The 23,534-nt window shown below is 56.5% G+C and carries 22 protein-coding genes; 10 read left to right on the top strand and 12 right to left on the bottom strand.

Features of this window, described 5'->3' with window-relative positions; genetic code table 11:
* Positions 1 to 79: 79 nt before the first annotated feature.
* From gyrB to mutM, 9 genes are all read right to left on the bottom strand, one after another.
* Positions 80 to 2,527, bottom strand: coding sequence for a DNA topoisomerase (ATP-hydrolyzing) subunit B (gene gyrB, locus FE788_RS01515; RefSeq protein ID WP_138378982.1), 2,448 nt, complete (start codon positions 2,525 to 2,527; stop codon positions 80 to 82).
* Between the two features lie 62 nt (positions 2,528 to 2,589).
* Positions 2,590 to 3,822, bottom strand: coding sequence for a DNA replication/repair protein RecF (gene recF / locus FE788_RS01510; RefSeq protein WP_210414083.1), 1,233 nt, complete (start codon positions 3,820 to 3,822; stop codon positions 2,590 to 2,592).
* Between the two features lie 301 nt (positions 3,823 to 4,123).
* The gene (dnaN, locus tag FE788_RS01505; protein ID WP_138378981.1) at positions 4,124 to 5,245 is read right to left on the bottom strand and encodes a DNA polymerase III subunit beta; all 1,122 of its coding nucleotides are present in this window, start codon (positions 5,243 to 5,245) and stop codon (positions 4,124 to 4,126) included.
* Between the two features lie 530 nt (positions 5,246 to 5,775).
* The gene (gene dnaA, locus FE788_RS01500; protein WP_138378980.1) at positions 5,776 to 7,254 is read right to left on the bottom strand and encodes a chromosomal replication initiator protein DnaA; all 1,479 of its coding nucleotides are present in this window, start codon (positions 7,252 to 7,254) and stop codon (positions 5,776 to 5,778) included.
* A gap of 9 nt (positions 7,255 to 7,263) precedes the next feature.
* Positions 7,264 to 7,683 (bottom strand): rhodanese-like domain-containing protein, encoded by a 420-nt coding sequence (locus FE788_RS01495; protein WP_138378979.1) that lies wholly within the window; start codon positions 7,681 to 7,683, stop codon positions 7,264 to 7,266.
* 664 nt (positions 7,684 to 8,347) lie between these two features.
* Positions 8,348 to 8,617 carry a 30S ribosomal protein S20 gene (gene rpsT / locus FE788_RS01490; protein WP_138378978.1) on the bottom strand — a complete coding sequence of 90 codons (270 nt, stop codon included), beginning with the start codon at positions 8,615 to 8,617 and terminating at the stop codon, positions 8,348 to 8,350.
* A 296-nt stretch (positions 8,618 to 8,913) separates the two neighbouring features.
* Positions 8,914 to 9,690 carry an enoyl-CoA hydratase gene (locus FE788_RS01485; protein ID WP_138378977.1) on the bottom strand — a complete coding sequence of 259 codons (777 nt, stop codon included), beginning with the start codon at positions 9,688 to 9,690 and terminating at the stop codon, positions 8,914 to 8,916.
* A 217-nt stretch (positions 9,691 to 9,907) separates the two neighbouring features.
* Positions 9,908 to 10,414, bottom strand: a complete 507-nt coding sequence (locus FE788_RS01480; RefSeq protein WP_138378976.1) for a hypothetical protein — start codon at positions 10,412 to 10,414, stop codon at positions 9,908 to 9,910.
* A gap of 32 nt (positions 10,415 to 10,446) precedes the next feature.
* Positions 10,447 to 11,289, bottom strand: a complete 843-nt coding sequence (gene mutM / locus FE788_RS01475; protein ID WP_138378975.1) for a bifunctional DNA-formamidopyrimidine glycosylase/DNA-(apurinic or apyrimidinic site) lyase — start codon at positions 11,287 to 11,289, stop codon at positions 10,447 to 10,449.
* A 105-nt stretch (positions 11,290 to 11,394) separates the two neighbouring features.
* Between mutM and ubiE the strand changes: the two genes are divergently transcribed.
* The 9 genes from ubiE (at position 11,395) to FE788_RS01430 (ending at position 19,118) form a co-directional block, all read left to right on the top strand.
* Positions 11,395 to 12,222, top strand: a complete 828-nt coding sequence (gene ubiE, locus FE788_RS01470) for a bifunctional demethylmenaquinone methyltransferase/2-methoxy-6-polyprenyl-1,4-benzoquinol methylase UbiE (protein ID WP_210414082.1) — start codon at positions 11,395 to 11,397, stop codon at positions 12,220 to 12,222.
* Positions 12,210 to 13,772 (top strand): 2-polyprenylphenol 6-hydroxylase, encoded by a 1,563-nt coding sequence (gene ubiB / locus FE788_RS01465; protein ID WP_138378973.1) that lies wholly within the window; start codon positions 12,210 to 12,212, stop codon positions 13,770 to 13,772. Before ubiE ends, ubiB begins: the two co-directional genes overlap by 13 nt.
* Positions 13,773 to 13,947: 175 nt before the next feature.
* Positions 13,948 to 15,222: a bifunctional phosphopantothenoylcysteine decarboxylase/phosphopantothenate--cysteine ligase CoaBC gene (coaBC, locus tag FE788_RS01460; protein ID WP_138378972.1), complete on the top strand. Its 1,275-nt coding sequence runs from the start codon at positions 13,948 to 13,950 to the stop codon at positions 15,220 to 15,222.
* A gap of 8 nt (positions 15,223 to 15,230) precedes the next feature.
* Positions 15,231 to 15,686: a dUTP diphosphatase gene (gene dut / locus FE788_RS01455; RefSeq protein ID WP_138378971.1), complete on the top strand. Its 456-nt coding sequence runs from the start codon at positions 15,231 to 15,233 to the stop codon at positions 15,684 to 15,686.
* 30 nt (positions 15,687 to 15,716) lie between these two features.
* Positions 15,717 to 16,172, top strand: a complete 456-nt coding sequence (locus tag FE788_RS01450) for an RrF2 family transcriptional regulator (protein WP_138378970.1) — start codon at positions 15,717 to 15,719, stop codon at positions 16,170 to 16,172.
* A 125-nt stretch (positions 16,173 to 16,297) separates the two neighbouring features.
* Positions 16,298 to 17,257: a cysteine synthase A gene (gene cysK / locus FE788_RS01445; protein ID WP_138378969.1), complete on the top strand. Its 960-nt coding sequence runs from the start codon at positions 16,298 to 16,300 to the stop codon at positions 17,255 to 17,257.
* Positions 17,258 to 17,316: 59 nt separating this feature from the next.
* Positions 17,317 to 17,616 carry a hypothetical protein gene (locus FE788_RS01440; protein ID WP_138378968.1) on the top strand — a complete coding sequence of 100 codons (300 nt, stop codon included), beginning with the start codon at positions 17,317 to 17,319 and terminating at the stop codon, positions 17,614 to 17,616.
* The gene (locus tag FE788_RS01435; protein ID WP_138378967.1) at positions 17,613 to 18,377 is read left to right on the top strand and encodes a HesA/MoeB/ThiF family protein; all 765 of its coding nucleotides are present in this window, start codon (positions 17,613 to 17,615) and stop codon (positions 18,375 to 18,377) included. Before FE788_RS01440 ends, FE788_RS01435 begins: the two co-directional genes overlap by 4 nt.
* Positions 18,378 to 18,662: 285 nt before the next feature.
* Positions 18,663 to 19,118: a hypothetical protein gene (locus tag FE788_RS01430; RefSeq protein ID WP_138378966.1), complete on the top strand. Its 456-nt coding sequence runs from the start codon at positions 18,663 to 18,665 to the stop codon at positions 19,116 to 19,118.
* 108 nt (positions 19,119 to 19,226) lie between these two features.
* On the opposite strand, the gene FE788_RS01425 is transcribed toward FE788_RS01430, so the two are convergent.
* Positions 19,227 to 20,213 (bottom strand): 2-hydroxyacid dehydrogenase, encoded by a 987-nt coding sequence (locus FE788_RS01425; RefSeq protein ID WP_138378965.1) that lies wholly within the window; start codon positions 20,211 to 20,213, stop codon positions 19,227 to 19,229.
* A gap of 286 nt (positions 20,214 to 20,499) precedes the next feature.
* Here FE788_RS01425 and FE788_RS01420 point away from each other — a divergent pair, with 286 nt between their 5' ends.
* Positions 20,500 to 21,072 carry an SH3 domain-containing protein gene (locus tag FE788_RS01420; protein ID WP_138378964.1) on the top strand — a complete coding sequence of 191 codons (573 nt, stop codon included), beginning with the start codon at positions 20,500 to 20,502 and terminating at the stop codon, positions 21,070 to 21,072.
* 114 nt (positions 21,073 to 21,186) lie between these two features.
* On the opposite strand, the gene irrA is transcribed toward FE788_RS01420, so the two are convergent.
* Together irrA and FE788_RS01410 are read right to left on the bottom strand one after the other, a co-directional pair.
* The gene (gene irrA / locus FE788_RS01415) at positions 21,187 to 21,606 is read right to left on the bottom strand and encodes an iron response transcriptional regulator IrrA (protein WP_138378963.1); all 420 of its coding nucleotides are present in this window, start codon (positions 21,604 to 21,606) and stop codon (positions 21,187 to 21,189) included.
* Positions 21,607 to 21,970: 364 nt separating this feature from the next.
* Positions 21,971 to 23,374 (bottom strand): NAD(P)H-dependent flavin oxidoreductase, encoded by a 1,404-nt coding sequence (locus tag FE788_RS01410; RefSeq protein WP_138378962.1) that lies wholly within the window; start codon positions 23,372 to 23,374, stop codon positions 21,971 to 21,973.
* Positions 23,375 to 23,534 lie beyond the last annotated feature (160 nt).

Genomic DNA, 23,534 nt, shown 5'->3' with positions numbered 1-23,534 from the left:
TTCTTAAGATCACGGCCGGATCACAGGATCCGGCCGTTTCTTTTGCAGGCTGGGAAGGGCAAATGCCCGACAAAGACGCTTATACGTCCAGATTGGCCACATTCAATGCATTGTCCTGAATGAATTCGCGCCGCGGTTCCACCACATCCCCCATCAGCTTGGTGAAAATTTCATCTGCGGTGTCCGCATGATCCACTTTCACCTGCAGCAGACTGCGGGCCTCGGGATCCAGTGTGGTCTCCCAGAGCTGATCCGGATTCATTTCCCCTAGCCCCTTATAGCGCTGAATCGACAGGCCCTTGCGGCCATAGGCCAAGACCACATCCAGAAGATTGCTGGGCAGGGAAACCACATGTTTGTCTTCCTTACGCATGATGGTGGACGGTTTGAGGAATATTTCCCGGCGTTCGCGGGCCGCTTCATCCAGGCGGCGGGCTTCCACAGAATGGATAAAGGCCCGGTCGATCCGGTACACATCCTTGATGCCGCGAATTTCGTTGGTGAAAACCACACCCCCTTCTACCTCGTCCAGACGGCCCTGCCAGTTGTTTTCCCCTTCGCTGGCCTTGGCGTTCATGCGATCCACCACCATGGCGATGGCCTGGGCCGCCATTTCCCGGTCAGAAAGGGTTTCGGGATTGAGCGCCCCCACAACCGCCAGCTCCTCCACCAGTTCCCGGTTATATTTCTGGGGCACCATGGCCAGCACCCGGCAGAACCGCCGCACGGCAGACACCAGATCCGCCAGATCGCCACCGGCAATCTGCGCCCCATCCTCAAGGATCAGGGTCATGTCTTCCAGAGACTGATTGACCAGATACGTCTCCAGCGCCGCATCGTCCTTGAGATACACCTCCGACTTGCCCCGGCTGACCTTATACAACGGCGGCTGGGCGATATACAGATGACCATGTTCGATCAGTTCCGGCATCTGCCGGTAAAAGAACGTCAGCAGAAGGGTGCGGATATGCGCCCCGTCCACATCGGCGTCGGTCATGATGATAATCTTGTGATACCGCAGTTTTTCGAGATTAAAGTCGTCGCGCCCAATGCCGGTGCCCAGCGCCGTGATCAGGGTGCCGATTTCCGCCGAACTCAACATCCGGTCAAACCGGGCGCGTTCCACATTGAGGATTTTCCCCTTCAGCGGCAAAATCGCCTGATTGGCCCGGTGCCGGCCCTGTTTGGCAGATCCGCCCGCGGAATCCCCCTCCACCAGGAACAATTCAGCCTTGGCCGGATCGCGTTCCTGACAGTCGGCCAGCTTACCGGGCAGGGAGGAAATATCCAACGCCCCCTTGCGCCGGGTCAGTTCGCGCGCCTTGCGCGCCGCTTCCCGGGCGGCGGCGGCTTCCACAATCTTGCCGATGATGGTGCGGGCCTCCTGAGGGTGTTCTTCAAACCACTGGCCCAGTTTTTCATTGATCAGGCTTTCCACCACAGGACGCACTTCGGAAGAAACCAGTTTGTCCTTGGTCTGGGACGAAAATTTCGGGTCCGGCACCTTGACCGACAGCACGCAACTCAACCCCTCACGGGCATCATCGCCGGAAAGATTCACCTTTTCCTTTTTCGCGATACCCGTTTCATTGGCATAGCTGTTGATGGTTCGGGTTAACGCCCCCCGGAAACCGGCCAGATGGGTCCCCCCGTCGCGTTGGGGAATGTTGTTGGTGAAACACAGCACATTTTCATGGTAACTGTCGTTCCACTGCAAGGCGCATTCCACGGTAATGCCGTCCCGTTCGCCGGCAATGCTGATCGGCGCGTCAATCAGCGGGTTTTTGCTGCGGTCCAGATATTTGACAAATTCGTTTATGCCCCCTTCATAATAAAGATCCACCTCCACCGGGTCCGCATGACGGTGGTCACGCAATACCACCCGCACACCACTGTTCAGAAACGCCAGTTCCCGGAACCGATGTTCCAACCGATGAAAGTCAAATTCAATATTCTTGAAGGTATCCATAGACGGCAGGAAGGTGACTTCGGTGCCGGTCTGCCCCTCCTTGGCCTCTCCCACCACAACAAGATCCTCAAGCGGTTCGCCCCGTTCAAACCGCATGAAATGTTCCTTGCCGTTACGCCAGATCCTGAGTTCCAGATAGTCGGACAGGGCATTGACCACGGAAACCCCCACCCCGTGCAGCCCGCCGGAAACCTTGTAGCTGTTCTGATCGAACTTGCCGCCCGCATGCAGCTGAGTCATGATCACCTGAGCGGCGGAGACACCTTCTTCCTCGTGGATGTCCACAGGAATACCCCGGCCATTGTCCATTACGGAAACCGATCCGTTGGCATTTAGCGTGACCACCACCTTGTCACAATACCCCGCCAGCGCTTCATCAATGGCGTTGTCGGACACCTCAAAAACCATGTGATGCAGACCGGATCCGTCTTCGGTATCCCCGATATACATGCCGGGACGTTTACGCACCGCATCAAGGCCCTTAAGCACCTTGATCGAATCTGCGCCATAGTCTTCCGCCCCTTCGTTCGCATCCTTGAACTGTGTTTCTTCTGACATCCGGTTTACTTTCCTTGAATTTACTATAGTACCTAGGGTCGGGACCCTTTGTTGTTTCTGCTTTATGTTTCTTCCGTAATCACGCCATTATCGACCTGGTAATAACAGGCCCGCTCTCCCAGCGCCGCAAACAGCGCCCGGTCGGTGCCCGTCAGCCAGACCTGCGCTCCAATAGCCATCAGCTCATCAAACAGCGCCGCCCGACGCCGTTCATCCAGATGGGCTGCCACCTCATCCAGCAGCAACAACGGCGCCGCCCCGAAATGGCTGGCGGTGAGCCGCGCACTGGCCAGGGTCAGCCCCAGCAACAGCGCCTTCTGTTCGCCGGTGGAACACAATTCCGCCGGCATATCCTTCTCGGCGTGGCGCACCTTGAGATCCGTCCGGTGAGGCCCGCTCAGCGTGCGTCCGGCCCGGCTGTCTTCCGGACGCATCCGGGCCAACGTGTCACGAAACCCTTCTTCCACCTCGACGGCCGGCCGATCGCGAAGCGCGCTTTCCAGTTCTCCCTCCAGTGCCAACGCCGCCTGCGGGAAACTGGAACTTGTCGCCGCGATGGCTCCGGCCAGATGGTCCAGAGCTTCACGGCGCGCGGCGGCAATGGCAACCCCATGTTCCGCCATACGCGCTTCCAGTGCCGCCAACCATCCCGCATCGCTGGCCCCTTCGGCCAACAGGCGGTTGCGATCCCGCATCACCCGCTCGTAAGCATTCACCTCGCGACTGTGTCCAGGATGAAACCCGGCAACAATCTTGTCCAAGAAACGTCGCCGGGCCGAAGCCGCCTCGATAAACAAACCGTCCATCTGTGGTGTCAGCCAGATCACCTGGATAAAATCATCCAGGACAGCAGGGCTGGATACGGTTTCCCCGTCAATGCGGACAATGCGACGATCCTGCGGCCGCTCCGAACCATCTTCACTGCCCCCTTCTATCGGGCCTGCGAGCGAAGCACCCCCGGTACGGGAGATCAGGCCGGTGCCCACATCCATTTGCCCCTCCGGGGTTTCCAGCCGGGCCGACACCGCCCAGCCGCGCGCCGCGCCCAGCCTCGTGGCCTGCGAAAGTTTTCCCCCGCGCAGACCCCGGCCAGGGGACAGAAATGATACGGCCTCAAGCAGGTTGGTTTTACCGGCTCCATTGGGCCCGGTAAAGACCACATGACGGCTTGCAGGATAAAGCTCCGCCCGCGCATAGGAGCGAAACTCCGTCAACATCAGGCGCTCGACCGCTATTCTTGGTCTTTCCTGTGTGGCGGGCACAACGGGCATAACGGGGGGATCCATGTTCAGCATGCCCAGCCTTCCAAATTCCGCTGTCGCTCACAACATCTTGGGATCACTCTGTTTTTCAGCGCATTCAGATTCACCATATTCCTGACCACGATGCCGCAAGTCCCAAATCCCTGTCCAGCTTCAGGCCCAGAAAACGGTCCAGATTCTCCACAAGTTTCTCCCCGGACTTCGTCATCAATTTTTGTGTAGGTTTTTGGGAAGCTGACGGAGTTGATCACCATTTCACAATTCTGCATTCCTGTCTCAGAGCCGGCCGACGGTCCGGAACCAGGCCGCCCCGGACACTGGCCGATCCAACCGATCAGACCCGCATGGGCATCAACACATAGAGCGCCCCTTCGTCGCTCAGGTCCTTCAGCACAGTAGGCGCCGTTGATTCCGCCAGCAGAATCTGGGCCACATCTCCCTCGATCTGTGTCAGAATATCCAACAGATAACGGGAATTAAAACCGATTTCCATTTCTTCCGATTCATAGGTGCAGCTTAGCTCTTCGGTCGCTGTGCCATGTTCAGGGCTGTTCACGGACAGTTGCAACCGGCCCGGGCCGAGGCTCAGTTTCACGGCCCGGGTCTTATCGGTGGAAATGGTAGACACCCGGTCCACCGCTTCGGCAAACTGCTTGCCGTCAATTTCCATGACCCGGTCGTTGCCTTCGGGAATCACCCGGCTGTAATCCGGGAAGGTGCCGTCGATCAGTTTGGAGGTCAACACAATATCGGCAAAAGCAAATCGGATTTTGGTTTCCGACAAAGCCACTTCCACATCGCCTTCATATTCATCGACCAATTTGCGCAATTCGCCCACCGCCTTGCGCGGCACAATGACGCCGGGCATGCCTTCGGCCCCTTCCGGTTGCGTCACATCAAAGCGGGCCAGGCGGTGTCCGTCCGTGGCCACGCCACGCAGAACAGGCGCCCCATCGTCATCGGTAGCGACATGCATATAAATACCATTCAGGTAATACCGGGTTTCTTCGGTGGAAACGGCAAAGCGCGTTTTGTCAATCAACCGTTTCAGGTCAATGCTGGCCACCTGGAAACTGTGCGGCAGCTCACCTTCGTGCATCACCGGAAAATCTTCCCGGGGCAGGCAGGACAGGGTGAATTTCGATCGGCCGGCGCTGATACTGAGCCGCTGACTGTCGGGGCTGTAGCTGAGCTCCACCTGGCTGCCTTCGGGCAATTTACGTACAATGTCATACAAGGTGTGCGCCGGTGCGGTAATGCCGCCAGGGTCCAGGGTCTCTCCGCCCACTGTTTCCGAAATAGCGATGTCCAGATCGGTAGCCGCCAGTTTCAGATGGCCCTGCTCCCCTTCCAAAAGGACGTTGGACAGGATCGGGATGGTATTCCTGCGCTCCACAACGCTTTGAATGTGACCCAGAGACTTCAGTAATGCACCGCGTTCAATATTCAGCTTCATTTTTTTATCGCGCTTCTCTTATTATGACTAAATCTAATTGCTGTCGACTCAGTGTAGGGTGGACAACTCTCACTTTTCAGACGGACTTTCCTCCTGCCGGCCTAGGGGACATTCCCGACAGGAAAGACCTCAGCCGCCCCCTTCCGACTCAGGGAATTTCCTCAAGGAATTTCCTCTGCAAAAGCGGCCTCCCGGACCACCTGTTAATGGTCAGAGACTAGCACACAGAACTGCCCGGTCAAAGGCATTTTTACCCCGCTCAGAGGCATTTTTGCCAAGGGCCTTTGCCGAGTCGCAATCCCCCTTTGCCGCCCTTTCCTGTGTCCTTGCCGCCTCTCCTTCGTCATTGCCGCGAAGGCGGCAATCCAGCTCATCAATAAAACGTCCCGCCCGGTTTTGAGGAGAGTATTTTGGCGGACTCTGAGCTCCCGCCTACGTGGGAGCGACGGAAGGGGAAAACATGACAGATGACACGGTCATCAATTCACTTTAGAAGAAAAAGCCCCGGATAGGCCCCGGGGAAAGAAGCGTCAGGTGCTGAAAATCCGTTCCAAATGCAAAAGATCTTCTTCCAGAACGCTGTCGGTGCGGCGCAGTTCCTCGATCCGTTTGACCGCATGCATGACCGTGGTATGGTCCCGACCGCCAAACTGCCGACCGATTTCCGGCAGCGATTTGGAGGTCATCTGTTTCGACAGATACATGGCGATCTGTCGCGGCCGCGCCACCTGCCGCGCCCGACGCGAAGACAGCAGGTCGGACAGGCGGATGTTGAAATAATCCGCCACCCGGCGTTGAATTTCGTCAATGGTGACCCGTCGGTCATTGGCCCTGAGCAGATCCTGCAGCACTTCCTGGGTCATTTCCAGGGTGATCGGCCGGCCGATCAGGGTGGCATGGGCTACCATACGGTTGAGCGCCCCTTCCAGCTCCCGCACATTGGAGGTGATCCGTTTGGCGAGAAATTCCAGCACTTCCGTCTGGATTTCCACCTCCGGCACCGAATTGGCCTTTTGCTGCAAAATGCCGAGGCGCAGCTCATAATCAGTGGGATGAATATCCGCCACCAGTCCCCAGCCCAGACGGGACCGAATGCGCTCCTCGATGCCCTCCAGATCCGTGGGCGAGCGATCCGCGGAAATCACCACCTGGCGGTGATGGTCGATGAGCGCATTAAAGGTATGGAAAAATTCCTCCTGGGTGGAATCCTTGTTGGCAATAAATTGCAGATCATCAATCATCAGAAGGTCCACCGAACGGAACTTCTGTTTGAATGCCATGGTGTCCTTGAAGCGGATGGAACTGATGAACTGGTACATAAACTGTTCGGCCGACAGATACACCACCCGCCGATCCGGGAACATTTCCTTATGGGTCCAGGCGATGGCGTGCATCAGGTGGGTTTTGCCGAGCCCCACCCCACCATGCAAAAACAAGGGATTGAAATTCACCGCCGTATTTTCCGCTACCCTGCGGGCCGCAGCATAGGCCAGTTCATTGGATTTTCCGACCACAAAACTGTCAAAGGTGAACCGCCGGTCTAGCGGGGCGCCATAATCGTTGCCCGGTTCCTGCACCACAGCGGCACGGGAAGCACGCGTCGGAACACTCGGACGCGCAGCCGGTGTTGCCGGCCCGCCGGTCTCGCGCTCCTCACGTTCATCATTGTCCAGCAGGCCACTGGTATCTGTGGATGCCGCTTCCGACGCCTTAAAGGCCGACAGGACAATAATGCTGATGTCGGTAACCTCTGGGTTTTCCTGCTTCCAGGCACGCCGGATTCGGTCGGCATAGTTGGATTCCAGCCAATTGCGCATGAAATTGGTTGGAGCCGCCATGACGGCGCAGCCTTCTTCCACATTGACGAGGGCCAGCGGCTTAAACCAGCTGTTATAGACCCCCTCGTCAAATTCAGCTTTTAGTCTGTCAAGAACCCTTGACCACTGCGCTTCCATAATACTCCCCACACCCTCAAAATCTGCGCTTGCCAAAGCCCCCTCTTGCTTCATTTCTTCCTCTTATTGCTGTATCCAGGGCAACCCGGCGGCTTTCCAGCCATTCACCACACCCCTGTGATGATGATTGTCTTTCTCTCCTTCAAAACCACCGGCCACATTGTAGCAGGCTTCATAACCGGCTGCCGCCGCAGCCTGCGCCGCCGCGCGGGAGCGCGCCCCTGATCGGCAGATAAAATATACGGGGGCGGACCGGGAATTCAGTTGCGCCTCCAACATGGGGATAAAATTATTGTTCACCTGCATGTCGGGATAAACCTGCCAACTGATAAAAAGCGGTTGTTTGTTCAGCGGACGCAAATCACATATGCCCACAAAAGCCCACTCCGCTTCCGTACGCACATCCACCAGAACAGATTCCGGATTTTCCCGCAACGCCTGCCAGGCCTCTTCTACCGTCACATCCCCTGCAAAACCTGCCATTTACAAACCCTGTATCTCTGTTTCTGCCAATATCTCTGCTTATGTGTCACCGAAAGCGCTTGCCCTTAACACGCCTTGCCTGTCCCTGTCGTCCCGCGCCCTCTTTCTGCCCTGCGCTTCGAAACCGCCGCCGGTTCTGAGCAGATTTTGCCGGGCGACCTGTGCCCGAAAAATTCAACCCTCTCCCCCAAAATTCAACACGCCGCAGGCCACGATTTTCATCACGGCAAACGGTCAAGTATTGAGAAAATCCCTGATCTCAGGACAACCCTGCACAACACGGCCGGACCAGAAATTTCACCAGAAAATTTCACCAGAAATTTCCGGACGCATGAGTTCAACGGGCCTGAACATCGTGCCGTAATCTGTACAGTCTCCCCTTCATGAGGAGGCATTTAGCCTACCTTTCCGGGCCTGCTCCGGTCAACTGATTCGACAAGCCGAAGATCAAAAAAAATACATTGATATGGCTTGACAGGTGGCCGACCTACTACATGTAGTAAACGGCCTTTCGGAACGTCCCGATATGAAACAGGCGTCATGCCGTAATGCTCTCCCGAACCGGCCATTACAAAGACATGGAAAAAGCCAGCCCGGGCAGGGACTGGCTTTTCGACTCAGATCTTTCTCAAAACAAGCGTTTTCGCCTGCGACTCGGGCGACTTTATGACGCCGCCAGCGCCTTGACGCGTTTTGCCAAACGGGACACTTTGCGCGACGCCGTCTTCTTATGCAGAACGCCCTTTGTCACACCGCGCATCAGTTCCGGCTGAGCTGCACGAAGGGCATTGCGGGCCTCTTCGGCATTACCGGCTTCAATGGCCAGTTCCACCTTTTTCACAAAAGTACGGATCCGGCTGCGCCGTGCTTTGTTGATTTCCTGTCTCCGCGCATTGCGGCGGACACGTTTTTTCGCCTGTAACGTATTAGCCATCAGGGTAACCTTATCTTTAACAGGGGCTGTCTCGCTGTATTCTGTCCGGTTCTCCGACCGATCGCCGGTCCGGAACGATAAAAGAATCGCAAGACCCCAAATTCTTTTGAATTCATTTCAAGTGGTGGCTTATAACCATGCCTGCCCTATTGGTCAACAGCCTTTTCGTCTCAGTCCGGCTTTTTTAGGGCGAATTGTGAGGGAAAAACAACCGGGAAAGGCGGACAGCGGGGGTATCCCCGCTGCCGGCCAGGGGATCATGATCGGTTATTGGGACCGATGAGTTGTGTTTGCATTTATTTGTGTTTGAATTCCGGAGTGCGTTTTTCGGCAAACGCCGCCATACCTTCTTTCTGATCTTCCGTCGCAAACAGGGAATGGAAGATCCGACGCTCAAACTTTACGCCTTCAGCCAGAGTGGTCTCATACGCCCGATTCACACATTCCTTGGCAATCATCACCGCCGGCAGGGACAATTCGGCGATCTTGGTCGCCGTCTTGAGCGCCTCATCCAGCAGATCATCAGCAGGAACAACCCGGCTGACCAGACCGGCGCGTTCGGCTTCCTCCGCATCCATCATCCGCCCCGTCAGCACCATTTCCATGGCCTTGGATTTACCGACAAAGCGGGTCAGGCGTTGGGTTCCGCCGGCGCCGGGAATCACCCCGAGCTTAATTTCCGGCTGCCCGAATTTGGCATTATCCGCTGCGAGAATGAAATCACACATCATGGCCAGCTCGCAGCCGCCGCCCAATGCATAACCGGCCACCGCCGCAATGACCGGTTTACGGCACCGGGTGACTTCTTCCCAATTGGCGGTAATGAAGTCTTCGCGAAAGACGTCCATATATCCCTTGGACTGCATTTCCTTAATATCGGCGCCCGCAGCAAAGGCTTTCTGACTGCCGGTAATCACCATGGCCCGAATCTCATCATCGGCCTCGAACTTCCTGAGCGCATCGGTTAGCTCGTCCATGAGCTGGCGGTTCAAAGCATTCAGGGCATCCGGGCGGTTCAGGGTAATCAGACCGACCGGTTCCTTGCGATCTACCAGTATCATTTCATAGGACATAACTCTTTTCTCCTTAATTATGTTGTCCGGATCATATCCGGATCATATTTCAGGCCATTCCTTTGGCTCAGGTCATTCTTCAGCCTGTCACCTTTGGCCTTCCTGTCCTGATACGCCTTCCGGGGATATATCTGCTTGATATCCTGAAAGCAAGACAGGAAGATTTTCCCCACCAGGTATGTGCCGGCCCGAATCCGGTTTTTGTCTTTGCGTGATGTTATTTTGGAGTAAGCACAAAACTCACCCGGCTCACAGTCCTCCCCATTGTTTCAGACGCGGCTTCCGGCATAATCCCAATGACCAGATTTTCCCGGTCCCGCTCCGCCTTCAGACAATACCTCACCCCGGCCTCACACAGGGGATCTGCCGGCCCGCCATCTTCCCCGGAAGCGGAAATTCGCCATCCCAGAGATGGCAACACAACCTTGTAAAAATCATAAATTTTCCGGGCCGGGACTCCTCCCCGGGCCCGGGCCTGGATGATCCGGCCTTCGGCGCTGTCGAATACCACACGTTCTTCCGGTTCTTCCCGCAGCCCCTCATAAAGCGGGACGTCCAGATCAGTCAGCAGCTCTTCATTCATCGCGGGCATCTCGGGCATCGCGGGTGTTTGATCCTGCGGACCCGCCAGCGCTCTCATCCCAAACAGCGCTACAAGCAGCCCCAGAACAACAGCCATGCTCCCTTGTCGTGCCCTCTCCGGTTTTTTATGCCGCTTCATCATTACTGCCATCCTTTCCTGCTCTGGCAGGATACCTAACCCTGGCAGGCGGGACAATAGAATGTGGAGCGTCCGGCCTGCACAAAACGGCTGATTCGCCCGGAACAGGCGGTTTTGCGGCAGGGTTCGCCCGTCCGGCCATAGACCCCGAAATCATGCTGGAAATACCCAAGTTCGCCATCGACTCGCGCATAATCTTTCAGGCTGGATCCCCCCGCCGCAATAGCCCGATGAAGCACCTCGCGAATGGCCGGCACCAGTCGTTCGGCGCGCCGACCGGCCACCGACGCCGCCCGGCGCCGGGGCGAAATCCCCGCATCATACAATGCTTCACACACATAGATATTGCCCAGCCCCGCCACAATGCGCTGATCCAGAAGGGCGCTCTTGATGGATGTCTTGCGTCCCCTGAGTCGGGCACTGAGATAAGCCCCGTTGAAGTCATTGCCCAGCGGTTCCGGCCCCAAATGGCGAAACAGTCTGTGGGCCGCAAGGTCCTCTTCCCGGCATAGATCCATCAGGCCGAAACGGCGTGGGTCGGTGAAAATCACCAGATCGCCCCGGCTCGTCTCAAACAGGACATGATCATGTTTTCCCTGGCCCAGCCCTGCCGTGCGTTCCGCCGCCGCTACCAGGGTCAGCCGCCCGGACATGCCCAGATGAAGAATCAGCACCTCACTATTATCCAGACGAAACAAAAGATATTTGGCACGCCGATGGATATGGTCCACCCGGCGGCCTTCCAGACGCCCCACGAAATTTTCCGGCAAGTGACCCCGCAGATCGTCGCGCCGCTTAACGACTCTGGCGATCCGGCATCCTTCCAGAACCGGGATCAGGCCCCGGCGTACGGTCTCCACCTCTGGTAATTCAGGCATGGCTGCCCATACTCCTCACACAAAGCGGCTGACAGGGACAAATTTTTAAGCGGTAGATACATATTAGGCTGGATCAGGCCCGCCCGGTGCGTTATGTTCCGCATCATGTCGCATGAGAATACAAAAGCCGCTGAAAAAAGCCAGACGGAAACTACCCATTTTGGTTTCCGTACCGTCAACGCCGCCGCAAAACAGGGGCTGGTGCGCAATGTTTTTGACACTGTGGCCCGCAAATATGACCTGATGAATGATGTGATGAGCGGCGGTTTGCACCGGCTGTGGAAAGACGAGATGATCCGGGTATTGCGTCCGCAGCCAGGCATGAAACTTCTGGATGTGGCCGGGGGCACCGGCGACATTGCGTTCCGGTTCCTGAACGCCACCGACCGCCTCCCCGTACAGAAGAAGGTCGCGGAAGAGACAGAAGCGACGATCAGGTCGTCCTCCGTCATTGTCTGCGACATCAATGAAAACATGTTGAGCGTCGGACGCGACCGGGGCCTTGACCGGGGATTTATGGACAATATTCACTGGGTCTGTGGCGATGCCGAGGCCCTGCCGCTGCCGGACAATACCGTCGATGCCTATACCATTGCCTTTGGCATCCGTAATGTCACCCACATTGACAAGGCCCTCCGAGAGGCCCGGCGTGTATTACGGCCGGGCGGACGTTTCCTGTGCCTGGAATTCAGCCATGTGGATTTGCCACTGCTGGAAAAAATCTATGACTTTTACAGTTTTCAGATGATTCCCCGCTTTGGGCAATGGGTAGCGGGCGACCGGGATTCTTATCAGTATCTGGTGGAAAGCATCCGCCGTTTCCCTTCCCAGGAAAGGTTCCGGGACATGATCGAGGACGCCGGGTTCCACCGGGTCAGCTATCGCAACATGACCGGCGGCGTGGTGGCGCTGCATTCAGGGTGGCGATTGTAGGCATGTTCGGGGCAATCCGCCATATGGGCCGCCTGCTCAAGGTTGGTTACACCCTTTTGCAGCATGATGCCCTGACCGATCTTTTGGCCATTTTCGGCGGCCGCTCCCGGGCCCTGCAACAGCTCAAGACCATTCGCCGGGTGAAATTTCCGGGACAGCATGACACGCCGGAAACCAATCTGGGCCTTGCCCTGCAAAGCCTGGGCCCCAGTTTCATCAAATTCGGCCAGGCGCTGGCCACCCGGCCCGATCTGGTGGGCATTGAGGTGGCAACCGATCTGATGCGTCTGCAAGACCGGGTTCCTCCCTTTCCCGGGGAAGAAGCGGTCCGCATTATCGAAGAGGAACTGGGCGGGCCGTTGAGCGATTTTTACCGGGACTTCGATCTTGACGCCGTGGCCGCTGCCTCTATGGCGCAGGTCCATCGGGCGGTCACCACCGACGGCCGTCTCGTGGCGGTGAAGGTTCTCAGGCCCGATATTGAAAAAGCCTTTGCCCGGGATCTGGACAGTTTCAAGTGGCTGGCCCGCAAGATGGAATTCTTTTTCAAAAAGACCCGCCGGTTGCGACCGGCCAAGGTGATCGAAACCATTGAGGAAACCATCGCCGTGGAAATGGATTTTCGCTATGAAGCCGCGGCCGCCTCAGAACTCAAAGAAAACATGGCCCATAACCCCGCCTATCGAGTACCGGATGTGGACTGGGTCCGCACCGCCCGTCGGGTGCTGACCACCTCCTGGGTGGAAGGGGTGCCGTTTTCCGACACAAAGCGCCTGGCCGAAGGCGGGTATGACCGGCGCAAGTTGGCCGAAACCCTGGTTCAGGCGTTTCTCAGCCAGGCGCTGAACGACGGGGTGTTTCATGCCGACCTGCATCAAGGCAACCTGTTCGCCTGCGAAGGCGATGTGATTACCGCCATTGATTTCGGTATTATGGGCCGTATCGACCGCAAGACCCGCCGGGCCCTGGCCGAAATCCTGCACGGGTTTATTATCCGCGACTATGACAAGGTCGCCCGGGCACATTTCGAAATCGGTTATGTCCCGCCGGACCAGTCCCTGGTCAAGTTCAAACAGGCGCTCAGGGCCATCGGCGATCCGGTGGTGGGCAAGCCGGTGCATGAAATCTCCATCGGCCGCCTGCTGACACAACTGTTCGAGACCACCGAAACCTTCAACATGCAAACCCAGCCGCAACTGTTGCTGCTGCAAAAAACCATGGTCACCGTGGAAGGCGTGGCGCTGAACCTTTATCCCGACATCAATATGTGGAACACGTCGCGGCCCATTATCGAATCCTGGATGAAAGAAAATGTCGGCCTTAGGGCCCGGTTGATGGATTTTGCCGAAACCACCCGCGAGACGCTCCAGCATCTGCCCAAACTGATCGAAGATATCGACCGGATTGCCGAAAACACCCGCGGCCTGCGCCAATATACCCCGGAAAACAGGAAAAACGGCTGGCTACGCCTCCTGCTGCCCGGCCTGACCGGCGGGGTTTTCGGCGGCCTGCTCGCCGCCATGCTGTTTTATATGCTGTTTCTGAATTAAAGGGCAGTAAATCCATCACATCACAATTTACGCCGGGTCTTTAATATGAAACATTTAACATCCCTTTTTGGGGTAAAATGTTGATTTTCCACAAAACAAGACCTACATTACAGTCACTGTACATTATAACGCTCATATATTTTTTGTTCTCAACCGTCATCCCGGGGATTTTCCGATGGCCGATATTTCGTCCGAAACCCAGCCTGTCCCGCAACACGATATTTTGCACGGCAAGCGACTGTTGCTGATCGTAGGCGGAGGCATTGCCGCCTATAAATGTCTGGATCTTATCCGGCGGCTGAAAGAACGGCACATGCAGGTGCGTTGTATCCTCACCAAAGGCGGCCGTCAGTTTGTCACCCCGCTGTCGCTCAGCAGTCTGTCGGGAGAAAAGGTCTATGAGGACCTCTTTTCACTGACCGACGAGGCGGAAATGGGTCATATCCGCCTGTCCCGCGAGGCCGATCTGGTGCTGGTGGCGCCGGCGACTGCCGATCTGATGGCCAAGATGGCCACAGGTCAGGCCGACGATCTGGCCACCACGGCGCTTCTGGCCACAGACAAACCGGTCATGATTGCGCCCAGCATGAACACCATGATGTGGCAGCACCCGGCCACAAGACGCAATCTCGACACCCTGATTCGGGACGGTGTGCGGATCATCGACCCCGGGGCGGGAGATTTGGCCTGTGGAGAGGTGGGCGCAGGACGGCTCGCCGAAGTGCCGGACCTGATTGCCGCCATTGAGGGTTTTTTCCTTGACCGTTTTCCACACAGCGCGCTGCGCGGCAAACATGTGCTGATTACCGCCGGGCCCACCCGGGAGCCCCTTGATCCGGTACGTTATATCGCCAATCGTTCGTCCGGCAAACAGGGCTATGCCTTGGCGGCGGCGCTGGTGGAGCGGGGTGCCAAAGTCACCCTCGTCTCGGGACCCACTGACCTGCCATGTCCGGCCGGGGTGCGGCGGGTGGATGTGGAAACGGCGCGTGACATGCTGGCGGCCTGTGAAGCGGCCCTGCCGGCGGATGCGGCCATTTGTGTCGCGGCGGTGGCCGACTGGCGGCCGGAAGATTGCGCCGGCAATAAGATCAAAAAACAGGATGGCGCCGCGCCGGTACTGCGGCTGACGGAAAACCCGGATATTCTAAAAACGCTATGCGCGCGCCCCAAGGATCGCCCGGCGCTGGTGATCGGCTTTGCCGCCGAAACCGAAAAAATTGCCGAACACGCCCGCGCCAAAAGGCTTCGCAAGGGCTGTGACTGGATCGTAGCCAATGATGTCTCCTTCACCGATGGGCAAAGTGTGATGGGCGCGGACCACAACCGGGTTCTCCTGATTACGCCGGAAGAAGAATTTTCCTGGCCTGAAACCAGCAAAACCGATATCGCCCGACAGCTGGCGGAAAAAATTGATCATTATTTCATGCAAAATCAGAACAAGGACTAAAACAGCCTATGGTAACCGTAGCTTTCCAGAGACTGCCCCATGGCGAGGGCCTCAAACTTCCGGAATATGAAACATCCCACAGTGCCGGCATGGACCTGATGGCCGCCCTGCCCGAAGAAGCCCCCCTGATTCTGCGGCCCGGTGATCGGCATCTGGTCCCCACCGGCTTTGCCATGGCCCTGCCCGGTAATTTTGAGGCCCAGGTCCGGCCCAGGTCCGGTCTGGCCTGGAAACATGGAGTAACCGTGCTGAACAGCCCGGGCACCATTGACGCGGACTATCGGGGTGAAGTGAAAGTGATTCTGGTTAATCTGGGACAGGAAGACTTTGTCATTACGCGCGGCATGCGCATCGCCCAGATGGTGATTGCGCCCGTGACCCAGATTACCTGGGAACTGCGTGACAGCCTGGAGGGTACGGCCCGTGGCGCGGGTGGCTTCGGATCCACCGGGATCGCCAGCTAAGCTGACAGCAAACGGGAGGGAAAAGAGACCATGTTTCGCCTGACAAAAAAAATGATTTATGCGCTCGAAGCGGTGGTAGACATTGCGTATAATGGCCGGGTTAACCCGGTCCAAAGCCGTGACATCACCCAACGCCAGGGCATTCCCCAGCGATATCTGGAACAGGTCATGCAGCAACTGGTGCGCGCCAATATTCTCAAAGGGGTGCGCGGGCCGAAGGGCGGTTATTTCCTGGCCCGGGAACGGCGCCGCATCAGCGTGGGTGAAATCGTCCGGGTGATCAACGAACTGGATGCCAAAAGCAGCAAATCAGAATTTGTTTCCAAATCCGAAATGGGCCGGAAAGTGATCAATCCCCTGCTGGACGAACTGAATGCAGAGATCATGGGCAAACTGGACAGCATCACCCTGCAGGATCTTTGTGAACAGGCAAGCCTCGAAGGTGTTGAATCTGATGCCGACAAGGGGTTCGTGTTTACGATATAATCCATGATGGAATAGTTCATGACGGAAGCGGAATAATCTACCACACCCTCTTATAACCGATACAATTTTGTGCCAAGATAGATCTCACCCGGAGCAACATCCGGAGCAATCGCGGGAGACTAAACATGACAGTAACGGAAACAGGCACCAAAGGCCGGGGCCGGATTTATGAAAACATCCTGGAAACCATCGGGGATACACCGCTGGTGCGTATGACACGCATGAACAAAAACAGCAAGGCGGATATTCTGCTGAAACTGGAATTTTTTAATCCCATCGGCTCGGTCAAGGACCGCATCGGCGTTTCCATGATCGCCGATCTGGAAAAACAGGGCAAAATCAACGAAAACACCAAGATCATCGAACCCACATCCGGCAATACGGGCATTGCGCTGGCGTTTGTCTGCGCGGCCAAGGGTTATGACCTGACACTTGTCATGCCGGAAAGCATGTCCATTGAACGGCGCAAGATGCTGGCGCTGTTGGGCGCAAGGCTGGAATTGACTCCGGCGGAGAAAGGCATGAAAGGAGCCATTGCCCGCGCCGAGGAGCTGGTGGCCGCCGATGACAACGCCGTCATGCCGCAGCAGTTCGCCAACCCGGCCAACCCGGCCATCCATGACATCACCACCGCCGAGGAAATCTGGAATGACACCGGCGGCAAGGTCGATGTGGTGATCAGCGGCGTCGGCACCGGCGGCACGCTGACCGGCATTGCCCGCACCCTGAAACCGCGCAAGCCGGATCTGAAACTGATTGCCGTGGAACCGGAAGACAGCCCAATTCTGTCCGGGGGCCAGCCCGGACCACACAAGATTCAGGGGATCGGCGCAGGATTTGTACCGCCCATCCTGGCCACGGAATATATTGACGAGGTGCTGACCATCGGCAATGAGACGGCCTTTGAAGTGGCCCGCCAGGTGGCCCGTCTGGAAGGCATCCCGGTGGGCATTTCCTCTGGCGCCGCTGTCGCCGCCGCCCTCGAAGTGGCGGAACGGGAGGAGATGGCCGGAAAAACCATGGTGGTGATCATTCCGTCCTTTGCCGAACGGTACCTCACCACAGCGCTTTTTGATGGCCTGTAAGGGGGCAATGAATTATAAGGGCGGCCTTCGGAAAAAACCGCAGCAGAAGGAAAAATGTCATGACCTCAGCCGTTCCCACCGCCATTCTGCGTGTCAATGGCACGGAATGCACATTACCGCTCAGCGATATTACGGTGCCCCGCCTTCTCGCGGAGGCGCGGGCGGTGGGACTTGAGGAATTCGCCGTCTTCTGTAATGGTCAAGAAGTGGCATCTCCCGATGATCTGGTGCTGCGGGAGGGGGCGATTTATGTCATCACCCCCCCGGAGACAGAAATAGACACCGCCATTGAGATCATGGAAGAGGATAACCCGCCTGACCTCAATGGCGGAGACAAGGGAGAGCCTGACCCGCAATGAGTTTCACCGATGACCAGTTGGAACGTTATGCCCGGCATATCATCCTTAAGGAGGTAGGCGGCGCGGGCCAGCAGAAACTGCTTGATACAAAAGTGCTTGTAGTCGGCGCCGGCGGGCTCGGCAGTCCGCTGATCCTGTATCTGGCCGCTGCCGGGGTTGGCACCATCGGCGTGGTGGATGATGATGTGGTGAGTCTGAGCAATCTGCAACGTCAGATCCTGCACGACACCGACCGGCTGGGTACGGCCAAAACCGACAGCACCAAAGAACGGATCGGTCGGCTCAATCCCGATATCAGGGTCATTCCGCATATGGAACGGTTAACCGCGGAAAATGCCGCCGCGCTGATTGGCGGCTATGACCTGGTGGCCGATGGCTGCGACAATTTTGTCACCCGGTTCCTGGTGAACGAAACCTGTCTGAAGCTGAAAAAACCTCTGGTGTCCGCCGCCCTCAGCCAGTTCGACGGCCAGCTTGCCACCTTTCGCGGCTATGAGGCGGACCTGCCCTGCTATCGCTGTTTTGTGCCTCAGGACCCTGGAGATGTAGGCAATTGCGCCGAGGCCGGCATTCTGGGCGCCATTGCCGGAGTCATGGGCAGCCTGATGGCGGTGGAGGTCATTAAGGAAGTCCTAGGCCTGGGGCAGAGTCTGGCGGGTCGGCTGCTGATTTACGACGCACTGGACGCCCGCACCCGTACCCTGAAACTGCCCAAGGACCCGCATTGCCCCTGCTGCGGGTCCAGGTCGCAAGAACGTTGATTTTTCCCAAGCCCCTGCTATAGTTCGATTTCTGAACAGTGGAAAGAATTGGATATAGTGACATACCATTTTTGCAATACCTTTCCTTGCCCGACATGGGATCGGGTGCTTTCTGCTGCCCAATCTCATGCCCAATCTCATGCCCAATCTCAGCAATGTCTGTGATATCCCGACCTTGCTGAACCCGTACTGAATCCCTTCCGACATCAGAATTTTCGCGGAATTGAACCAGCCAGAGGTTTGGTGGGGCCGGTCTGATGTTTTCTGTGCGATAAAGGAAATATGATGACGAAAAGTGATCTCTATAAAACCCGGGAAGAAATCTATGCCCTGACCGACAGGCTCCTGGACTGCAGTCTGCCCAAAACAGATTGGACCCATGCCGCACATCTGGCGGCAACATATTGTCTTTTGCACCATCAGTCTTATGATGACCTGAAGCACTCCCTACCAGGGATCATTCGCCGCTATAATGACGTTACCGGCGTCGTTAATTCCGACAGCGAAGGGTATCATGAAACCATTACCCAGGCTTACCTGAAGGCCATCACGCATTTTATCAAACGGTTGCCTATGGACACCGGATTCGTGTCCGGATGCCATAAACTGGTCAGCGGCCCTTATGGCCAGAAGGATTTCCTGTTGCGATATTTCTCAGAACAGCGGCTTTTTTCCGTCGCTGCCCGGCGGGGTTGGGTGGAACCGAACCTTTCGCCCCTGGTCTTTCCCGAACCGGAGTGAGTTTTATCATCACAAGCCCGAACGGGCGCGGCAATCCATTATGACAATACGGGAGGCACAATGTGGGTGTCAGAGCCCCGTCATAGCACCGGCTGGTAATCTTTAAACTCAGCTCCAATCTTCCAATACCCGGTCCGGCGGATTATGCCCGTCGGCAAAGGTTTTGATATTGATCAGTACCTTTTCGCCCATGTCAATCCGGCCTTCCAGGGTAGCCGAGCCCATATGCGGCAATGCCACTACCCCCGGCAGAGACAGAAGTTTGGGGTTGACTGCCGGTTCATTTTCAAACACATCCAGCCCCGCCCCGGCAAGCTGCCCGGCTTCCAGCATGCGAATCAGGGCATTCTCGTCGATCACCTCGCCACGAGAGGTGTTGATGATAAAGGCGTGTTTCTGCATCAGTTTCAAACGCCGGGCCGACAGCAAATGATAGGTGGCCGGCGTATGCGGACAGTTCACGGAAATAATATCCATGCGCGCCAGCATCTGGTCCAGGCTTTCCCAATAGGTCGCTTCCAGTTCTTCCTCCACCTCACTGCTGACCCGGTGACGGTTATGATAGTGAATGGACAGACCGAAAGCCTTGGCCCGCCGGGCCACGGCCTGACCGATCCGGCCCATACCAATAATGCCCAGTCGCTTGCCCCAGATACGCCGCCCCAGCATGCCGGTGGGCGACCAGCCCTTCCAGTTCCCGGCCTGAAGAAGTTTTTCGCCCTCGATCAGCCGCCGCGGCACGGCCAGCATCAGCGCCATGGTCATATCCGCCGTATCCTCGGTCAGCACACCGGGGGTATTGGTGACCGTAATGCCCCGCTGACGCGCACTGGCCAAGTCGATATGGTCCACCCCGGCACCGTAATTGGCGATCAGTTTCAGTTGCGGCCCTGCCTGAGACAGAACCCGCGAATCAAGACGATCCGTCACCGTCGGCACCAGCACATCGGCCTGTTGCAGAGCTTCGATCATTTCCGCAGAGGAAAAGGCATGGTCATCCAGATTAAGCCTGACATCAAACAGTTCCATCATCCGCGTTTCAATAGGATCAGGCAGTTTACGGGTTACCACCACCAAAGGCTTTCTGGACGTCATCCGGACACTCCACGGTTAGATTTTTGCGACCTTGGAGCCAGAGAGTCACTCCAGAGAGTCATAGGCGACTCCCAAGCCCCTCACCCTAAGAGAGGGGGGTGTGAGATGGCTCCTCCTGTTATGTGTCTAGCAGAACTGAACGCGACTTTCAAATGTCTGATGCAAGGAATGCTACTGATGAGTAAACATTTTTTCGGCCTTGACCCTCAGCGGTGAACACGACATAACATCAGGCAGGAAACCGCCCAGGGTGGCAACACTAAACATAATGAATCAGAACCCGTAGATGCCCGGAAAAGTCTCCCATCTTCTGCCCCCCATGATCATGCATGCCGTCAATATCCTGAAACGGACCAGCGGCACTGTGATGTTCTGTGTGCTGATCCTGGGAAACCTGGGGGTACAGGCCACCGCCGGATCGGCGGAACATACCGTGATTGGCAAATCAGGATATCCGGTTCCAAGGTTTGTCTCCCTGGCGCGCGACAAGGTCAATGTACGCACTGGTCCCGATAAAAAATACCCCATCAAATGGGTCTTTCATAAAAAGGGCCTGCCGGTCAAAGTGGTCGCGGAATATGGCGACTGGCGCAAAATCATTGATTCGGAAGGCGCCAGCGGGTGGATCTGGGGCCCTCTGCTGTCCAGCCGGCGCATGGGGCTGGTGCTGGCCGACCGGCAGGCGTTCCATCGCAAGCCCGACCCAGACTCAGAGGTCACCGTATTGGCTGAAGCCGGAGTTTTGGGGGAAATTCTGGAATGCGAAAACGCCTGGTGCCGAATGGAACTTCAGGGATTCAAGGGCTGGGTGCCGCAGGATCACATCTGGGGCTGTCTGAAACGGGAAGAATTTGACTGAGGTCCCGCGCCGCGCACACCCGCACGGAAACATCCCCACTGCTCATGCTGAATTTTAGAGTGAATTGAGCCGACCTTTTCACAATTCACTCTAGGAAAAGACCCCTGATCCAGCTCAGGTTTCGTCCTTCACATGCAGCACCACATCTACCCGCGATATTTTTTTGCCTGCGGGCACTTCCGGCAGAGCGGTGATGGCGATCTGATCCCCCGGCACATCTTCAAGACGGCCATCGGTTTCAAAATAAAAATGATGATGATCGGTGGTGTTGGTATCAAAATAGGTGCGCCCGGAGTCCACTACGACCTCCCGCAACAGCCCCGCATCCGTAAACTGGTGAAGGGTGTTATACACCGTGGCCAGAGAAACATTGCCGCCCATAGAGACAGCTTCCTCATGCAAAATTTCGGCGGTGACATGACGATCATGCCCATCAAACAACAGCTTGGCCAGCACCAGCCGCTGCCGCGTCGGGCGTAGGCCCGCTTCTCGCAGCCTGTTCAGCGCCTGGGAATATGGCCGTTCCTTATTCATTTCTGACAACCCTGGTCTCCCGTCCCTTAACTGCTCCCTATCATCCGGACAGGGACTACGCCCTACCCCCTCATAAACTCCTCTGACAAACCTTTTCCGGCAAACTTTCCCCACAAACTTTCCCAACACTGGCCTGTTTCCGCCATGATATCATCTCGGGGATCCGTATGTTCGGCCGGACGTCTGTGTTCCGATGCTTATAATATATCTTATCTCTTAATAAATAAGAAATCAGGCTGTTTTTTCAAGAAACGTCCATCTTGAACCGTCCAGACGGGCGCCCCCTGTCCCAGATGATGATCTGCCAACAGGATGGCCTACCCGTCTCCTGTGAGGTTCGCACAGTGATGAAGGGCAGCTCAGGTCAGTCCCCGGTCAGGATCCGGTCCACAAGCTGTTTCACTGTCGGGATAAAACCGTTACTATAAAAGGGATCCGTCGCGAAATTATAGGCGGAATGACCGGCAAACATCAGATTGTGTTCCGTACTGCCACCATGGGCAATATCCATCAAGGTCTTCTGGATACAGAAGCTGCGCGGATCCGCCTTGCGCCCCGTGGAATAATTGGTTTCAGGATTATCTGACCAATTGGAAAATTTGCAGGCGCTGAGACACCCCATACATTCCCGCTGATCCCGGCGGATGGTATCGGCTTTTTCCGGCGTGACAAATACCAGCGTGTCATCCGGCGTTTTCATGGCCTCGCTATGCCCTGCCAGCATCCAGTCTTCGGCTCGCGGCTTATCTTCAGGACGCACATAATAGGTTTTGCGGCCCACCCTGAGTTCTGAAGTGTACCCCTCATCCGGGTCCGGTTTGGCGCTAAAGCGGATCTGGCGGCGTTCGCGCTCCTCCAGATCGCGCAGGAAACTGTTGCGTACGGCAGAAGAATAAAACCCGGTTGGACTGAAATGGTGCAGCAGGATGTCTCCCTTGGCCAGCTTCAGCAGGGCATCTTTCCATTTCTGCGGAATCGGGCTTTCCCGGGTCAGCAACGGCCGGGTGCCGAATTGAAAGGCAATCGGACCGATCTCCGGATTATCAATCCAGTTTTCCCAGTCCCGCAGATACCAGACTCCCCCCGCCATGATGATCGGCACTTTGTGCAAGCCGAAACTGTTCATCACCTTGCGCAGGGCCACCACCCGCGGATAGGGATCCTGGGGCTGGCGCGGGTCTTCCGCATTGCTCAGCCCGTTATGGCCACCGGCAAGCCAGGGGTCTTCATAAACCACGCTGCCCAGCCATTCAGCGTATTTTTTATAGGCCCGCTTCCAAAGAATCCCGAAAGCCCGAGCCGAAGAGATGATCGGATGGTAATACACCCCGTATTTGGCGGCAATTTCGCTAAGACGATAGGGCATGCCGGCACCACAGGTGATGCCATGCACCAGATCCTTGGTTTTTTCCAGAACCCCATGCAGCACCGCTTCCGCGCCGCCCATTTCCCACAGTACATTGATGTGCAGACGACCCTCGCCGCCGGCAACCTCATGGGCGCGCTGAATCTGGGTTACGCCGCCCTTGATTCCGTAATTAATCAATTCCTGATGGCGTTCGGCGCGAGTCTTGCCATGATAAACTTGGGAAATGACGTTGCCATCCTCATCATAGCTGTCCGCATTGACGCAGGACACGGTGCCCACGCCGCCGGCCGCCGCCCAGGCGCCAGAGCTTTCTCCATTGGTTGCAGAAATGCCCTTTCCGCCTTCAATGAGAGGAAAGACTCTTTTTCCGGAGATCATTAACGGCTCAAGTGATTTCATAACGATAGTGTCTTACCTGGTAGTTTTGGGGTGTTTTGGTTCATGTCTTAAGGGACGCCGTTCTCTATCCATAATATGGGTATATGACCCAAAGATACAAGAACAAGACGCCCCTTTTCAAAATGTTACAGTTACGGACAGAACACCGGACAAGCCTGAC

It is taken from the genome of Luteithermobacter gelatinilyticus, from assembly GCF_005849285.1.
In the GTDB taxonomy this organism is placed as follows: Bacteria; Pseudomonadota; Alphaproteobacteria; order Sphingomonadales; family Emcibacteraceae; genus Luteithermobacter; species Luteithermobacter gelatinilyticus.
This window is presented reverse-complemented; position numbering and strand designations above follow the sequence as displayed.

Coding starts and splice junctions, on each gene's coding strand:
- gyrB (WP_138378982.1), bottom strand. CDS start 2,527: ATGTCAGAAGAAACACAGTTCAAGGATGCGAACGAAGGGGCGGAAGAC.
- recF (WP_210414083.1), bottom strand. CDS start 3,822: ATGCTGAACATGGATCCCCCCGTTATGCCCGTTGTGCCCGCCACACAG.
- dnaN (WP_138378981.1), bottom strand. CDS start 5,245: ATGAAGCTGAATATTGAACGCGGTGCATTACTGAAGTCTCTGGGTCAC.
- dnaA (WP_138378980.1), bottom strand. CDS start 7,254: ATGAAGCAAGAGGGGGCTTTGGCAAGCGCAGATTTTGAGGGTGTGGGG.
- FE788_RS01495 (WP_138378979.1), bottom strand. CDS start 7,683: ATGGCAGGTTTTGCAGGGGATGTGACGGTAGAAGAGGCCTGGCAGGCG.
- rpsT (WP_138378978.1), bottom strand. CDS start 8,617: ATGGCTAATACGTTACAGGCGAAAAAACGTGTCCGCCGCAATGCGCGG.
- FE788_RS01485 (WP_138378977.1), bottom strand. CDS start 9,690: ATGTCCTATGAAATGATACTGGTAGATCGCAAGGAACCGGTCGGTCTG.
- FE788_RS01480 (WP_138378976.1), bottom strand. CDS start 10,414: ATGATGAAGCGGCATAAAAAACCGGAGAGGGCACGACAAGGGAGCATG.
- mutM (WP_138378975.1), bottom strand. CDS start 11,289: ATGCCTGAATTACCAGAGGTGGAGACCGTACGCCGGGGCCTGATCCCG.
- ubiE (WP_210414082.1), top strand. CDS start 11,395: ATGTCGCATGAGAATACAAAAGCCGCTGAAAAAAGCCAGACGGAAACT.
- coaBC (WP_138378972.1), top strand. CDS start 13,948: ATGGCCGATATTTCGTCCGAAACCCAGCCTGTCCCGCAACACGATATT.
- dut (WP_138378971.1), top strand. CDS start 15,231: ATGGTAACCGTAGCTTTCCAGAGACTGCCCCATGGCGAGGGCCTCAAA.
- FE788_RS01450 (WP_138378970.1), top strand. CDS start 15,717: ATGTTTCGCCTGACAAAAAAAATGATTTATGCGCTCGAAGCGGTGGTA.
- cysK (WP_138378969.1), top strand. CDS start 16,298: ATGACAGTAACGGAAACAGGCACCAAAGGCCGGGGCCGGATTTATGAA.
- FE788_RS01440 (WP_138378968.1), top strand. CDS start 17,317: ATGACCTCAGCCGTTCCCACCGCCATTCTGCGTGTCAATGGCACGGAA.
- FE788_RS01435 (WP_138378967.1), top strand. CDS start 17,613: ATGAGTTTCACCGATGACCAGTTGGAACGTTATGCCCGGCATATCATC.
- FE788_RS01430 (WP_138378966.1), top strand. CDS start 18,663: ATGACGAAAAGTGATCTCTATAAAACCCGGGAAGAAATCTATGCCCTG.
- FE788_RS01425 (WP_138378965.1), bottom strand. CDS start 20,213: ATGACGTCCAGAAAGCCTTTGGTGGTGGTAACCCGTAAACTGCCTGAT.
- FE788_RS01420 (WP_138378964.1), top strand. CDS start 20,500: ATGCCCGGAAAAGTCTCCCATCTTCTGCCCCCCATGATCATGCATGCC.
- irrA (WP_138378963.1), bottom strand. CDS start 21,606: ATGAATAAGGAACGGCCATATTCCCAGGCGCTGAACAGGCTGCGAGAA.
- FE788_RS01410 (WP_138378962.1), bottom strand. CDS start 23,374: ATGAAATCACTTGAGCCGTTAATGATCTCCGGAAAAAGAGTCTTTCCT.